Origin of the sequence: Epibacterium sp. Ofav1-8, from assembly GCF_022348185.1 — a bacterium.
GTDB lineage: Bacteria > Pseudomonadota > Alphaproteobacteria > Rhodobacterales > Rhodobacteraceae > Epibacterium.
Window position 1 is genome coordinate 25,885 of the sequence record NZ_JAKRFD010000017.1, and the last position, 14,943, is coordinate 40,827.

Annotated in this window: 13 protein-coding genes; 2 read left to right on the top strand and 11 right to left on the bottom strand. The window is 64.8% G+C overall.

Translation table 11 applies throughout. The features are described from left to right. Positions 1–2 precede the first annotated feature (2 nt). From MHM97_RS20805 to MHM97_RS20845, 9 genes are all read right to left on the bottom strand, one after another. Positions 3–1,076: an ABC transporter permease gene (locus MHM97_RS20805; RefSeq protein WP_239325203.1), complete on the bottom strand. Its 1,074-nt coding sequence runs from the start codon at positions 1,074–1,076 to the stop codon at positions 3–5. Positions 1,077–1,200: 124 nt separating this feature from the next. Next, a complete protein-coding gene (locus MHM97_RS20810) occupies positions 1,201–2,568 on the bottom strand; it encodes a CmpA/NrtA family ABC transporter substrate-binding protein (protein ID WP_239325205.1) in 1,368 nt (455 codons plus the stop codon). A gap of 272 nt (positions 2,569–2,840) precedes the next feature. Continuing rightward, the gene (locus MHM97_RS20815; protein ID WP_239325208.1) at positions 2,841–4,010 is read right to left on the bottom strand and encodes an ABC transporter substrate-binding protein; all 1,170 of its coding nucleotides are present in this window, start codon (positions 4,008–4,010) and stop codon (positions 2,841–2,843) included. After that, complete coding sequence (locus tag MHM97_RS20820) at positions 4,007–4,591, bottom strand: ANTAR domain-containing response regulator (protein WP_239325210.1); 585 nt, start codon at positions 4,589–4,591, stop codon at positions 4,007–4,009. The genes MHM97_RS20815 and MHM97_RS20820 overlap by 4 nt, the downstream gene beginning before the upstream one ends. 152 nt (positions 4,592–4,743) lie before the next feature. Continuing rightward, positions 4,744–6,033 (bottom strand): amidohydrolase family protein, encoded by a 1,290-nt coding sequence (locus MHM97_RS20825; RefSeq protein ID WP_239325212.1) that lies wholly within the window; start codon positions 6,031–6,033, stop codon positions 4,744–4,746. Between the two features lie 105 nt (positions 6,034–6,138). Then, positions 6,139–7,254 carry an ABC transporter ATP-binding protein gene (locus MHM97_RS20830; RefSeq protein WP_239325214.1) on the bottom strand — a complete coding sequence of 372 codons (1,116 nt, stop codon included), beginning with the start codon at positions 7,252–7,254 and terminating at the stop codon, positions 6,139–6,141. A gap of 4 nt (positions 7,255–7,258) precedes the next feature. Further along, on the bottom strand, positions 7,259–8,137 hold the full coding sequence (locus MHM97_RS20835) for a carbohydrate ABC transporter permease (protein WP_239325216.1): 879 nt from the start codon (positions 8,135–8,137) through the stop codon (positions 7,259–7,261). Continuing rightward, a complete protein-coding gene (locus tag MHM97_RS20840; RefSeq protein ID WP_239325218.1) occupies positions 8,137–9,033 on the bottom strand; it encodes a carbohydrate ABC transporter permease in 897 nt (298 codons plus the stop codon). The genes MHM97_RS20835 and MHM97_RS20840 overlap by 1 nt, the downstream gene beginning before the upstream one ends. A 119-nt stretch (positions 9,034–9,152) precedes the next feature. Next, positions 9,153–10,388 carry an ABC transporter substrate-binding protein gene (locus MHM97_RS20845; protein WP_239325220.1) on the bottom strand — a complete coding sequence of 412 codons (1,236 nt, stop codon included), beginning with the start codon at positions 10,386–10,388 and terminating at the stop codon, positions 9,153–9,155. A gap of 213 nt (positions 10,389–10,601) precedes the next feature. On the opposite strand from MHM97_RS20845, the gene MHM97_RS20850 reads away from it, so the two are divergent. Both MHM97_RS20850 and MHM97_RS20855 read left to right on the top strand, forming a co-directional pair. Beyond that, positions 10,602–11,630, top strand: a complete 1,029-nt coding sequence (locus MHM97_RS20850; RefSeq protein ID WP_239325222.1) for a LacI family transcriptional regulator — start codon at positions 10,602–10,604, stop codon at positions 11,628–11,630. A gap of 29 nt (positions 11,631–11,659) precedes the next feature. Beyond that, complete coding sequence (locus tag MHM97_RS20855) at positions 11,660–12,883, top strand: AGE family epimerase/isomerase (RefSeq protein ID WP_239325224.1); 1,224 nt, start codon at positions 11,660–11,662, stop codon at positions 12,881–12,883. Between the two features lie 66 nt (positions 12,884–12,949). Here MHM97_RS20855 and MHM97_RS20860 read toward each other — a convergent pair whose 3' ends face one another. Further along, positions 12,950–14,278: a sensor histidine kinase gene (locus MHM97_RS20860; protein WP_239325226.1), complete on the bottom strand. Its 1,329-nt coding sequence runs from the start codon at positions 14,276–14,278 to the stop codon at positions 12,950–12,952. Next, a complete protein-coding gene (locus tag MHM97_RS20865) occupies positions 14,266–14,937 on the bottom strand; it encodes a response regulator transcription factor (RefSeq protein WP_239325228.1) in 672 nt (223 codons plus the stop codon). The genes MHM97_RS20860 and MHM97_RS20865 overlap by 13 nt, the downstream gene beginning before the upstream one ends. Positions 14,938–14,943 lie beyond the last annotated feature (6 nt).

Genomic DNA, 14,943 nt, shown 5'->3' on the forward strand with positions numbered 1-14,943 from the left:
GCTCACCGGTTGTTCGAGAAGGTGAACAGGGATTGTAGCGCAAACATCACCCGGTCGAGGAGGAAGCCGATCAACCCGATGGTCAGCACCGCGACGATGATCCGGGCAAGCGACTGGCTGGAGCCGTTCTGGAATTCATCCCAGACGAATTTGCCGAGACCGGGGTTCTGGGCCAGCATCTCGGCGGCGATCAGCACCATCCAGCCAACCCCGAGGGAGAGCCGCAACCCGGTAAAGATCAGGGGCAGCGCGGAGGGCAGCACCAGTTTGGTGATCTTGGTATAAGTGGTCATTTTCAGGACCTTGGAGACATTGACCAGATCCTTGTCGATCGACGCCACCCCAAGCGCCGTATTGATCAGCGTTGGCCAGAGCGAGCACAGCGTGACGGTGATCGCGGAGACCAGAAAGCTCTTTGCAAAGAGCCCGTCCCCCGAGGCGGCCAGCGCGGACACCACCATGGTGACGATCGGCAGCCAGGCCAGCGGCGAGACCGGTTTGAAGATCTGCACCAGCGGGTTGATGGCCGCATTGGCCATCGGCGAGAGCCCGGCGAGGATGCCCAGCGGGATCGCCACCACGGAGGCCAGCAGGAAGCCGAAAAACACGGTCTGGATCGAGGTCCAGATCTGGTCGTAGTAGCTTGGTGCGCCGGTATAGGCGATGTCTTTGACCTGATCCGCGCGGCCCTGTTCGATCATGCGCTGGTTGCGCTGTTCCACCCGCTCGCGGAACTGCGCCTCCTTGGCGGCCTTGGCGCGGGCGTCCTGATGCAGGGTCAGGGTTTCCTCCCAGACCTGCACCGGGCCGGGGATGGCGCCAAGCGAGGTCTGCACCCGCGGGGCAAGCGTGCCCCAGAGCAGCAGGAAGCCGACAATGGCAAGCAGCGGCACCGCCAGAAGGCGCCAGAGCTCTCGGGCCTGGGTGCGGGGGGTGTCGCCGGCGGCGAGCTTCAGCAGCGGGGTGATCCAGGCCAGGCCGAGAACCTGAAACCAGGAATCGAGTTGGTTGATGCGTGTGAAGCGCCGGGCGCGCCGGGCTTCGGCGGAGAGGCTGTCGGGGTCGACGGTGGTCATGGCGGGATCCTTCGGATGGGGGTCCTGGCGAGAACGGGCGAGAAAGAGATATGCGGCGTGCGGAAGGGGACCGGCGCTCGCTCCTGAAGGAGCCTCGCCCCGCCCGCCCTCCCGTCGGGGCGGGTCAGCCCTGGACGGCCTCGCCGACGACGGTCTGACTGCCCTTCAGGCCGATGGGCAGGCTGTCGATATAGGCGTTGGGGCTGCGGCCATCGAAGGGGATGCCGTCGATGATGTCGGTGGCCGGGGTGGGGGCCTTGTAGCCGTCGCTGTCCCAGGGAAAGTCGGCGGCGTCGGCCTTGCCCTCGTCGACCAGCATCCGGGCGGCCTCGAGATAGATCTCGGGCTTGTAGACGGAGCGGGCGACCTCATCGAACCAGCTGTCGGGCTTGGCGTCGGCGATCTGGCCCCAGCGCCGCATCTGGGTCAGGTACCAGACCGCGTCCGAGTAGAACGGATAGGTGGCGTTGTGGCGGAAGAACGTATTGAAATCAGGGACATCCCGCACGTCGCCCTTTTCGTATTCGAAGGTGCCGGTCATCGAGTTGGCGATCACCTCGGCATCGGCGCCGACATATTCCGGGCGGCTGAGGATCTCGACCGCCTCGGCGCGGTTTGCGTTGTCGTTCTCGTCGAGCCAGATCGCCGCCCGGATCAGCGCCTTGACCACGGCGCGGGTGGTGTTGGGGTTCTGTTCGGCGAAGTCGGCCGTGATGCCGAAGACCTTTTCGGGATTGTTCTTCCACAGTTCGTAGTCGGTGATGACCGGCACGCCGATGCCCTTGAACACCGCCTGCTGGTTCCAGGGCTCGCCGACGCAATAGCCGGAGATGGTGCCGGCCTCCAGCGTGGCGGGCATCTGCGGCGGTGGTGTCACCGACAGGAAGGCCTCGGCGCCGATCTGGCCGGTGACGTTTTCGGGACTGTAGTAGCCCGGGTGCACCCCGCCGGCGGCCAGCCAGTAGCGCAATTCGTAGTTATGGGTGGAGACCGGGAAGACCATGCCCATGTTGAAGGGCTTGCCCTCTGTCCTGAAGCGCTCGATGACCGGTTTCAGATGCGACGCCGAGATCGGATGGGCCACCCGGCCGGTGTCATCCCGCGGCAGGTTCGGTTTCATCATCTCCCAGACCTCGTTGGAGAGGGTGATGCCATTGCCGTTCAGGTCCATGGAAAACGGGGTGACGATATGGGCTTCGGTGCCGTAGCCGATGGTGGCGGCCAGCGGTTGGCCGGCCAGCATATGGGCGCCGTCGAGGCTGCCGTCGATCACGCCGTCCAGCAGCACTTTCCAGTTGGCCTGCGCTTCCAGCGTGACAAACAGGCCCTCGTCGTCGAAATAGCCCTGTTCATAGGCCACGGCGAGCGGCGCCATGTCTGTCAATTTGATAAAGCCAAAGGTCAGGACGTCTGTTTCCAGCTCCAGCATGTCTGCATGGGCGGGGCTGACAAGCGCCGCTGTGGCCGCCAGGGTCAACATCAGTTTCTTCATCGGTTCGGTCCCCTCATGGTGTGATGCGGTGGTTCAGCCGGGCGCTGAAACCAAAAAAGCCGCCGACCTTATCCGCCGGAAGGAGAGGCGGAGCGGGTCGAGCGGCTTTGCTCTTTTGAAAGTCCCATTCACTGGGAGAAATTCTGCGGCTGGCATCGTTGCGAGCCTGGGATCAGCATGTCAGAGGGCGGCGGCGGCCTCAAAGCCGAAACTGGCGGGAGGTGCGAAATTCTTCTGCGATGCGGCATCGCGCGGCCTGTCTGCCGCTTTTTTCATCGCTGGGGCCGCTGCGGGTCGAAGATCTGACCATCGAAGAATCGATTGTCCGGGGCCGGATGGGCGCGAGTGGCGAGATTGGAGCTGTCACGCCCTTCGACTCGCTGCGGATGCTGGGGGAGCTGCGGGCAGAGGTCGCCGAGTGCACCGCGGTAGAGATCGTCGCGGAACACGGGCGCGGCGGCGCGCAGGGCGGCGGCGCGGTCCAGGCCGGTGCGTATCGCCAGTTGATGCGCAATCCATTGGGCCTGGCTGGTCCAGGGGTAGCTGGCGTCTCCGAGGTGGAACCGCAGAAATCCGGGCACGTCGCGTTGCAGACCCTGTGGCGTCACGGTGAGCCCGCCGGAGAGCGCACGGTCGATGATTTCCGGGGGCAGGCTCAGATAGGGCTCGCGGGCCAGCAGTTCGGCGGCCAGAAGGCGGCTCTCGGCGCTGGCCAGCCATTTGCCCGCCCGCCACACGGCCCGGATCAGGCGGTGCGCCAGCGGGGCCTCCTGCGTCAGCCAGGGGGTGCGCACGGCCAGCACCTTTTCCGGGGCGAAGGACCAGATTGCCGCGCCGGGCAACAGCAGCGCCCCGAGGCCGTGCTCCACCACGATCGAGCCCCAGGGTTCGCCCACGCAGAAGGCGTCCACGTCGCCCGCGCGCAGGGCGTCGGCCATCAACGATGGGGGCACGGTGCGGATGTCGATGCTCTGCGGTGCGGGAAAGCCAAGCGCGCTGAGCCAGTAGTAGAGCAGTTCCGCATGCATGGAGAAGGGGAAGGGGACCGCGATCCGCAGCCGGTCCGGTGCGGCTTCGATCAGGGCATGGCCCGCCGCCCGCGCATCGGCAAAGGCAAAGTCGTGGCCCTGGTGACGCATCCGGTCGGCAAGCGCGGCGCTGATGCCGATCACGGTGCCATTGACCGAGAGCACGGACATCACGCTCAGCGGGCCACCGGTATTGCCCAGCCCCATCGCTGCGGCCACCGGCACCGGGGCGAGCATATGGGCGGCGTCCACCTGGCCAAAGGCCAGCATGTCACGCAAGGAGGACCACGACGGCGCCCGTTTCAGCAGGAGATCCAGGCCTTCTTCGGCGGCAAAGCCCATTTCCTGGGCGACGATCAACGGGGCGGCGTCGACCAGAGGGATGAATCCCACGGGGATCTGTGCCCGCTTCATGACAGCAGTTCCGCAGCGGTGACCAGCGCCTGGGCCACGTCGGCCATGCGCTTGTTCTTGTCCATTGCTGTCTTGCGCATCAGGGCATAGGCCTCTTCTTCGGTGATGCCGCGGGCCTTCATGATCATACCCTTGGCCCGGTCGATGACCTTGCGTTCTTCGAGGGCGCGCTTGGTTTCGGCCAGTTCGGTGCGCATCCGGTGCACCATGTTGAAACGGGCGATGGTGGCATCGAGGATCGGCTTCAGCCGGGCGGGCTGCATGCCGTCGACCACATAGGCCGAGACCCCGGCTTCGATCGCCGCGGTGGACAGGCCCTCGCCCGATTGATCGACGAACATGGCGACCGGGCGCTCCAGCGGGCCGGAGGCGAGGGTCAGCTCTTCCATCATGTCGCGCGAGGGGTTTTCGAGGTCGATCAGCACCACATCGGGATTGAGCGACCGGATCTGCCGGGCCAGCCGGGTCGGATCGGCGATCACATGCAGGCGATAGTCCCCGGCCGCGCGCAGGCTCTCGCTCACCTGGGCGGCGCGATCCGGGTCGGATTCGACGAGTATGACGGAAAGGGGCTCTGCCATGGCTCCACATACGCCGCACCGCAGCATGCCTGTAAAGCCGATATGACCACCTGCGGCGCTGTGGGGGCGGCGCTTGCCTGTTTTCTGTGCAATGGGCCGCCTGTGGCGCTCTTTTCAGGGCGCGGGGTCAGTGGTGCCGCCGAGTGGTCAGGTCAGTGTCGTGGACTGTAGCTCGATGGGTCCAGCGTTTCGGGGCGGCCGGGCAGGGCGAGCGTGGCCACCTGTGGCGCGGTGCGTGAAATCACCCGGCCGCGGCGGATCACCGCCAGCCGGGTGGGTTTCAGCCGCAGCGCCTCGATCGGGTCCCTGGCCTGCAACAGCACCATGTCGGCGTGGTTGCCGGGCGCGATGCCGTAGCCGTCCAGCCCGAGGATGCGGGCGGGGATCTCGGTCACCGCATCAAAGCACCAGCGCATGTCCGCCCGCGACGACAGCTGCCCCACATGCAGGCCCATCGCCGCCACGTCGAGCATGTCCGCCGCGCCCAGCGAATACCACGGATCCATCACGCAATCGGCGCCAAAGGCCACCGGGATGCCCGCATCGCGCAGCTCTCGTACCCGGGTCAGCCCGCGCCGTTTGGGGTAGCTGTCATGGCGCCCCTGCAACATGATGTTGATGAGCGGGTTGGCGATCGCCTGCACCCCGGCCTCCTGCATCAGGGGGATGAGCTTGGACACAAAATAATTGTCCATCGAATGCATCGAGGTCAGGTGAGAGCCCGCCACCCGATCCTGGAGGCCGAGCCGCTGGGTCTCGAAGGCGAGGGTCTCGATATGGCGCGACATCGGGTCGTCGCTCTCGTCGCAGTGCATGTCGACGCGCAGTCCTCGCTCCGCCGCCACCTCGCAGAGCCAGGTGACCGAGCGCGCGCCTTCCTGCATGGTGCGTTCGAAATGCGGGATGCCGCCCACGACGTCCACCCCCATATCAAGCGCCCGCAAGAGGGTGTCGGTGGCACCCGGGGCGCGGAACACACCGTCCTGCGGAAAGGCGACCAGTTGCAGGTCGAGGTAGTCGCGGACCCGGTCGCGAACCTCCAGCAGCGCCTGCACGGTCTTGAGGTCGGCGTCGCTCACATCCACATGGCTGCGCACGGCCAACAGGCCCTGGCTGACCGCGAGATCGCAGTACCGCAGCGCCCGCTCGATGATCTCCTCCACGCTTTGCAGGGGTTTCAGCTCGCCCCAGAGGGCGATGCCCTCCAGCAGGGTGCCGGAGGTGTTCATGCGAGGGCGTCCCAGCGACAGGGTGGCGTCGAGGTGGAAATGCGCATCCACAAAGGGGGGCGAAACCAGCAGCCCGCCGGCATCGATGACCTGGCCTGCCGGGGCGCTGATCCCCGGTTCGACCGCCGCGATGCGGCCCTTGTGGCAGGCGATGTCGACGCCCGCGCGCCCGTCGGGCAGCGTGGCGTTGGTGACGATCAGATCATAACTCATGCGAGCGGCTCCCGGTGGCGTTTGCCCGCCCATTCGACAGCCCCGCGCGGCGGGGATCAAGCGCAATCGCCCCGCCCGCCTGCCGCAATCCGGCGGGGCAGGGGATCAGGCCCCGGGGATACGGGTTTCGCTTTGGGGATCGAAGGCCACCGCCTTTTCCATGTTCACGGCAAAGTCGAACATGTCTCCGGCCGTGGCCTCGGCGTCCGCGCGCAGGCGGGCGATCACGTCGCGCCCGCCAAGCGTGGTGGTGACAAAGGTGTCGGAACCGGCGGCCTCGGTCACCTCGATGCGGCTGCGCAGCGGGACGATATTGGCGGATTTGCGATCCGCCCCATCCGGGTCGGTCAGCGCCTCGGGGCGCAGGCCCAGCAGAATCTCGCGACCCTCCCATGCGGTCAGGGTCTGCTGGCTGAACGGCAGCTCCGTCTGCGCCCCGTCGGAGGTGGTCACCTGCGCCATTGCGCGGCCATCGCGCACCACCACGCGGGCGGGCAGAATGTTCATCGCCGGGCTGCCCATGAAGGTGGCGACAAAGACATTGGCGGGGGTGTCGTAGATCTCCTTCGGGGTGCCCAGCTGCTGCACATGGCCCTCATACATCACCGCGATGCGGGTGGAGAGGGTGAGCGCCTCGATCTGGTCATGGGTGACATAGACCATGGTGGTCTTCAGCTTTTCGTGCAGTTTCTTGATCTCGGTGCGCATGTCGACGCGCAGCTTGGCGTCGAGGTTGGACAGCGGTTCGTCAAAGAGGAACACATCCGGGTTGCGCACCAGGGCCCGGCCCATGGCCACCCTCTGGCGCTGGCCGCCGGAGAGCTGTCCGGGCTTGCGTTCCAGCAGGGTTTCGATCTGCAGCAGCTTTGCCACATCCGCCAGCGCCGCAGCGCGCTCGGCCCGGGGAACGCCGTGCATTTCCAGACCGAAGGTGATGTTCTGGCCCACCGTCATGTTCGGATAGAGCGCGTAGCTCTGGAACACCATGGCGATGTTGCGCTGTGCGGGATGCACCCCGTTCATCACCCGCCCGTTGATCGAGATGTCGCCGCTGGAGATCTCCTCCAGCCCGGCGATCATGTTCAGCAGGGTGGATTTGCCGCAGCCGGAGGGGCCGACCAGGACGAGGAATTCGCCTTCTTCAACCGCGATGTCGACGCGGTGCAGCACCTCGGTGCTGCCATAGGATTTGGTGACATTGGAGATTTCGAGAAAACCCATGAATTCAGCCTTTCACGGAGCCCGCCATCAAGCCGCGCACAAAAAAGCGCCCGGCGACGACATAGACCAGAAGAGTGGGAAGCGCGGCGAGAATGGCGCCGGCGAAATGGACGTTGTATTCCTTCACCCCGGTGGAGGATTGCACCAGGTTGTTCAGCGCCACGGTCATCGGCTGGGCGGTGCCGCCGAAGGACGCGCCAAACAGGAAATCGTTCCAGATGTTGGTGAACTGCCAGATCACCGAAACCACGGTGATCGGCCCCGACACCGGCAGCAGGATGCGCCAGAAGATGCGGAAGAACCCGGCGCCGTCGATCATCGCGGCGCGGATCAGCTCGGTCGGGAAGGCGGCGTAGTAGTTGCGGTAATAGAGCGTGGTGAACCCGACGCCATAGACCACATGCACCAGCACCAGTCCGGGGATGGATCCCGCCAGCCCCAGCTTGCCCAGCACCGTGGCCATCGGGATCAGCACGATCTGGAACGGGATGAAGCAGGAAAACATCATCAGGCCAAACAGGATGGTATCGCCGCGAAACCGCCATTTGGTCAGCACATAGCCATTGAGCGCCCCCAGCACGGTGGAGATCGCCACCGCCGGAACCACCATCAGGATCGAGTTGAGGAAATAGGGGCGCAGGCCCGTAGGCTCGATGCCGATCTGGGCGCTGGACCAGGCGGTGAGCCATGGCGTGATCGTCCAGTCCCGCGGCAGCGCCAGCATATTGCCGCCGGTGATTTCCGACAGTGGTTTCAGCGAATTGGCCAGCATCACGAAGAACGGCAAAAGGTAGAACAGGGCAAACAGCAACAGCACCAGATAGATCAGTACCCGGTTGGCCCGGGAGGTGCGCAGGGTGCTGTCCTGGGTGACATGGGACATCAGCGCTTCTCCTTCAGTTCGGCATAGAGATAGGGGGTCATGATCGCGGCGATGGTCATCAGCATGATGACCGCGCTGGCGGCGCCGACGCCCATCTGGTTGCGGGTGAAGGTGTAGGAATACATGAAGGTGGCGGGCAGCTCGGTGGCGCGCCCCGGCCCGCCGCCGGTGAGGGCGATCACCAGATCATAGGATTTCACCGCGAGGTGAGACAGGATCACGAAGGCCGACAGGAAGGCCGGGCGCAGCATCGGGATGACGATGCGCCGGTAGAGGTTCCAGTTCGACGCGCCGTCAATCTGCGCCGCCTTCAGGATCTCGTTGTCGATGCCGCGCAGACCGGCGAGGAACATCGCCATCACAAAGCCCGAGGTCTGCCAGACCGCCGCGATCACGATGGTATAGATCGCCATGTCGCGATCCTTGATCCAGCCGAACTCGAAACTCTCCCAGCCCCAGAGATGCATGGTGTTCTCCAGCCCGATGCCGGGATCCATGAACCATTTCCAGGCGGTGCCGGTGACGATGAAGCTGAGCGCCATCGGGTAGAGGTAGATCGGCCGCAGCAGGCCCTCGCCGCGGATCTTCTGGTCGAGAAAGATCGCCAGCGCCAGGCCGATGGCAATGCAGAGGCTGATGTAGAGCAGGGCAAACACCGCCAGATTGCCCACCGCCGTCCACCAGGCCGACAGGCCCCAGAGCTTTTGATAGTTCTCCAGCCCGATCAGGTCGTATTTCGGCAGCATGCGCGAATTGGTGAAGCTCAGATAGACCGTGTAGAGGATGAAGCCGTAGACGAAGGCCAGCATCATCGCGATGGTCGGTGACAGCACCAGTTTTGGAATCCAGGCCTGAAGCCGGCTGCGCAGGTCGGGTGCAGGTGTTCGGGCGGGCATCTCCGCTCCTCTGTTGGCTGGGGGCTGTGATCGGGAACAGGGGCGACCGGCCGAGGGCAAATCCCGGCCAGCCGCGTGGGGTGGCGGTCGGGGACCGCCTCCGGGGGAGATCTCTGCGCCTATTGGGCGAATTCGACCGCGTTCACCAGTTCCTCGGCGGCGGTGGCGGCGTCATATTCGCCGTTGAAATGCGCGGTCACCACGTCGTAGATCGCGTTTTTCACCGAGGCCGGCACCGAATGGCCATGCGCCATGGAGCCGAACAACCGGCCATTGCTGCCCGCCTCGGCCAGATCCGCCATGCCTTTCTTGCCGCAGCCGTCGAAGGCGTCATTGGGCACGTCGGTGCGCGCCGGCACCGAGCCTTTGACCACGTTGAAGGCGGATTGGAACGCCGGGTCCATCACTGCTTTGGCCATGGCCAGCTGTGCGGCGTCGCCGTCGGCCACGTCGAACATCACGAACTGGTCGGAGTTGAAGGTCACCGCGCCCTGGGTGCCGGGAAAGCGGATGCAGACAAAATCCTCGCCCGGGGTCATGTCGGCGCGCAGGAACTCGCCCTTGGCCCAATCCCCCATCATCTGCATGCCCGCCTCGCCATTGATCACCATGGAGGAGGCCAGGTTCCAGTCCCGCCCGGAGAAATTGTCATCGACGTAGCTGCGCAGTTTGGCCATGCGCTCGAAGGCCTCGACCATCGTGTCGCCCCCCAGCGCATCGGGGTCGAGGTCGATCATCGAAGCGGTGTAGAAGTCATCGCCCAGGCTCAGAACCACCGCGTCAAAGATGGTGGCGTCCTGCCAGGCCTGGCCGCCATGGGCCAGCGGGGTGATGCCGTTCGCCTTCATCGCATCGAGCACGGCGATCAGCTCTTCCCAGCTTTGGGGTGCGTCGAGGCCGGTGGCGTCCAGCGCCGATTTGCTGATCCAGACCCAGTTGGTGGAATGCACGTTCACCGGCGCGGCGATCCAGTTGCCATCGTCCTTGGAGAAATACTGCAACGCCTCGGGCACCACCTTGTCCCAGCCTTCGGCCTCGGCCACCTCATTGAGATTGCCCAGAACGTCCTCGGCGGCCCAGTCCTTGATGTCAAAGCCCAGCATCTGCACCGCGGTGGGCGCGTCCCCGGCGGTGACCCTCGCGCGCAGCGTGGTCATCGCCGCCTCGCCACCGCCGCCCGCAACCGGCATGTCGACCCAGCCGATGCCCTGGCCCTGCAAATCGTCCTTCAGCACGTTGAGCGCCGCCGCTTCGCCACCGGCAGTCCACCAGTGCAGCACTTCGACGTCCTCTGCCGCCGCGACAGAGGCCACAAGGGCCAGGCCCGCAACACCCGAATAGAGGTTCTTCAGCATGGTTTTCTCCTCCCTGAGATCTATGCTTTGCGTTTATAACGTTTTAAATATGTCTGTGAGTCAATCGTGAATTTTTGATTATCCTGTATAGGATCAGCATGTAGTGGCGATAAATCAATGGGATAAGGAACGTATCTGGGATGGCCCGCCATTTGCGTTGCTTGTGAAAACGTTATAAATTACCATTCTCGCATCCACACAAGGACCCAGCCGGTGCCGAATCGCACGTCAGATCAGAAGCCAACCCAGAAGATGATCGCCGACCGGGCGGGCATTTCCGTTGGCGCGGTGTCGCGGGCGCTGGCCAATGACCCCAAGATCGCCGCGGACACGCGCCGCATGGTGCAGGCGCTGGCGACCGAGATGGGGTATTCGCCGGACCGCGCAGCGCAACGCCTGCGCACCGGGCGCACCCAGGTCATCAACCTGATCCTGCCGCCGCATGAGGAGATCTTCGGCTTTGGCACCTCGCTGATCCGCGGGATCACGCGGGGGCTGGAGGGATCGTCCTTCCATCTGGTGGTGATGCCGGACTTTGACGCGGATGCTGCGGGCGAGGACACCCTGCGCCGGATCGTGCGCAACCGGCTGTCGGATGGGGTGCTGTTTTCGCGCACCGAACCCGATGACACCCGGGTGCGGTTTCTGGCAGAGGCCGGGTTTCCCTTTGTCTCGCATGGGCGCACAGAGCTGTCGACGCCGCATCCCTATGTCGACTACGACAATTATGGCTTTGCCTATGAGGCGGCGCGGCGGTTGATCGCGCGGGGCGCGCGTAGCCTGTCGATCCTGCTGCCGCCGCCGAACCTGAGCTTTCGCCAGCATTTGCTGCATGGTTTTATGACCGCGGTGCGCGAAAGCGGTGTGCGGCACGAAATCTTTGAGGGCGCGGATCTCGACAGCACGCCGGAACAGGTGCGGGCCGCGGTGGAGGCCCGGTATCGCGCCCCGGACGCGCCGGAGGGCCTGATCCTGCCCGGTGAAGTATCGGGGCTGGCGGCGCTGGCGGCGGTACAGGACATCGGCCTGGTGCCGGATCGCGACGTCAGGCTGGTGGTCAAGCAGACAACGGGCCTGTTTGATCTGGTGCGCCCCCGCGTCGACAGCATTTTTGAAGACCTGCCCGAGGCGGGTGTCCAGATGGCGCAGCTGCTGCTGCGCCGGATTGCGGGCGAGGCGCCGGAGGCCCTGCAATATCTGCAACCGATCAGCGCGCCGGTTGCCTCCGGCCCGGACCGCTGAGCCGCGGCACAACAACAAAGGTCACACCCATGTCCACAGCCCCAGATGACTGGATGCGCAGCCCCGATCACCGGGCGTTTCTGAGTGCGGATGCGCGGCGTCAGTTTGATTTCTTCAAGGCCAGCGTGAACCCGGCGGGCGGGTTCTTCACGCTTGGCATCGACGGCGCGGCGCTGCCCTCTCCGGTGCAGGAGCTGCACAGCACCACGCGGCTGATCCATTCCTATGCCCTGGGGCAGATCGCTGGCCACCCGGGGTGCGAGGCGCTGATCGATCACGGCATGGCGTATTTGCGAAGCCACCACCTGGATCGCGAGCATGGCGGATTTCTCTGGGCGCTGTCGGGGCAGGATGTGCAGGACGGGCGCAAACTGGCCTACGGGCATGTCTTCGTGTTGCTGGCGGCCTCCAGCGCATTGGCGGTTGCGCATCCGGGCGCGCCGGCGCTGCTGGCGCAGATCGATGACATCCTCGATACCCGGTTCTGGGACGAGGCGCGCGGGTTGTTTGTTGACGAGTGGAATCGCGACTGGACGCCGTTCTCCAGCTATCGCGGCCTCAATGCCAATATGCACGGTGTCGAGGCGCTGCTGGCGGCGTATGAGGCAACCGGGCGGGCCCGCTATCTGGAGCGCGCCGGGCGCATTCTCGATTTTCTGATCGGACGCATCGCCCCGGCGGAAGGCTGGCGTCTGCCCGAACATTATACCGAGGACTGGCAGGTGGACCGGAGCTATAGCGGCAATCCGATGTTTCGGCCCGCAGGGACGACGCCGGGGCATTCCTTTGAACTGGCCCGGTTGCTGCTGCACTATGATGCACTGTGTCCGGCGTCGGAGGAGGCGCGGATCGCCACCGCGCGGACGCTGGCATATCGCGCGCTGGAGGATGCCTGGGACGCGGAGCGCGGCGGATTTGTTTACACGCTGGATTTCGACGGCAGGCCGGCGATCCGGTATCGCTACTGGTGGCCGGTGACCGAAGCGATCGGGGTGGTTGCGGCCTTGTTGAAGGTCGATCCGCAGGCGCAGGACGGGCGCTGGTACAGCCGCCTCTGGAGCTGTGCCGAACGCCTGTTTATTGACAGCGCCCGCGGCGGCTGGGTGCCGGAGGTGGACGACGCTGGCGTTGCTGTCAGTCGGCAGTTTCAGGGCAAGCCGGATATCTACCATTCGGTTCAGGCCGCGTTGTTCCCGCTGGCCCCGTCGGTGGCGGGTCACTATCGCGAACTGGCGGGTGTTCTGGCCTGCTGAACCCGCAGGAGCCCGGTCACGCGTTCTCAGGTGGAAGGCTCTATTGGCAGCGGACCTGTGGTGGCTTCACAGCTTTGGTCCTGCGGGTAGATCATAGCGCGCCTCGAAACCGGAGGATCGCCCTGGCTGGGGGGCGCGCAGCGTCAGATGTCCACCTGCCTGTCGCGCAATCGTCTCCGCAATATGCAGGCCGATCCCAAACCCACCCCGATGCCCTTTGGATGTCTGGTAGCGCGTTTTGAGGCTGGCGAGCTCCGCATCGGTCATGGGGCTGCACTCATTCCGGACGATGACCCGCGCCGCCGCGTCCACTTCGATGCAGATACGCGAGGCATCAGGCGAATGCCTGAGCGCATTGTCGATCAGCACGCTTGTAAGGATGGCAAAGGAATCCGGATCGATGAAGGCCCAGACCGGGCACGGCGGCAGGGTTACGTCAATCCGAGATCGGAGGTTCGCATCGGGAACCGCCCCGTCGAGGACATGTGGAATCAACCGGCACACATCGGTTCGTCGCGGGGTTTGCGTCTGATCGGCTCTGGCGAGTTGAAGCAGTCGCGTGACCAGCTTGCCCATACGCTGAAGGGCGGTTTCGATCCGTTGCAGGCCGGGGCGGACTTCGTCCGAGGCCGGGCCCTGCAACTGCTGCGCCTGGGCAAGGGCGATCGCGACCGGGGTGCGCAACTCATGTGCCGCATTGGTGGCAAAGGCCCGTTCCCGCTCCACAGCCTCTTGCAGCTTCTGCATCAGACTGTTGACGGCACTGGTGATCCCGCGAAGCTCTTTGGGTTGCGCGCTGACGTCGATCGGGTCGAGGTGCTTTTCGTTTCGCCTGCCCAGGTCCCCCCGCAGGCGGTCAACCGGAGACAGCGAGGCGCGGGCGATCCACCCCGCCGACAGATAAACCAGCGGCAAAAGCGCCAGCATGGGCAGAGCAAAGGCGATGAAGCCCCGGCGCAATACCCTGGTGCGGTCCTGTCTGCTGTCGCCGAAGGCCACGATCTTGCCGGCGGCATCAGGGGCGGTCACATAATAGACGTGGCTGTCGGTGACTTGAAAACCCGGCTGCAAGGGGTTCAGGTCCTGAGCATCCGGGACGTTCCCTGCGCTGTGCAACAGCACGCGTCCCTGGGGGTCGAACAAGGCATATTGCGGTTGCCTGAGTGATCGCGCGCCTGATCGCGTCGGTGTTGCCCTTGCCGCGGGGGCGGATGCGGGTAGGCGGGTCAGGACTGGATGCAGCGTTTCGGCGATCTCGCGCAGCCGCATGTCGCTGAACTGTTTCTGTTCCCTGGTGATGACAAACGCCGCCGTGAGGATCGCCAGAAGCCAGATGACCAGGAATCCGAGGCTGGTGGTCAGGGCGACGCGGCGCCACAGGCTCATTCCACGCATGACGCCTCCCCCATGCGATAGCCAAAACCGCGCTGCGTGGTAATCGCCCCATGGCCGAGCTTGGCCCGAAGCCGGCTTATGTGGGCTTCGATCGCGTTGCTTTCGATCTCCCGGCCGAATTCATAGAGCGTGTCTTCCAGGTCAGATTTTGCCACCGCGATCTGCGGGGTGCGGCTCAACCGGTCCAGGATCGCCCATTCCCGGTTGGTGAGCGCAATAACCCGATCCCCCAACAGGACGCGCCGTGCTTGGGGAAGGATCCGCAATTGGCCAAAGATACGTTCCGGCGCGTAATCGTCGTCCTGCCGTCTGAGGATGGCATTGATCCGCGCGAGCACTTCATGGAGATCATAGGGTTTTATCACGTAGTCATCTGCGCCGGCTTCGAGGCCCTCGATCCGGTCGGAAATGCGATCATGGGCAGAGGCGATCAGGACCGGTGTAGAGTCCCTGTGATCCCGAATATGCCGCAGAAGTTGCAACCCGTTTCCGTCCGGAAGACGCAAGTCCAGAACGATCAGCGCGTAGGACACGCTGCGTACCGCAGCCATCGCATCCGCGACACAGGTCACATGGTCCACCGCATGGGCGGCCTGGCGGAAGTGGTCCGTTACCGCCTGTGCCAGATCGGTTTCATCCTCAACAAGCAAAATGCGCATGCGGTT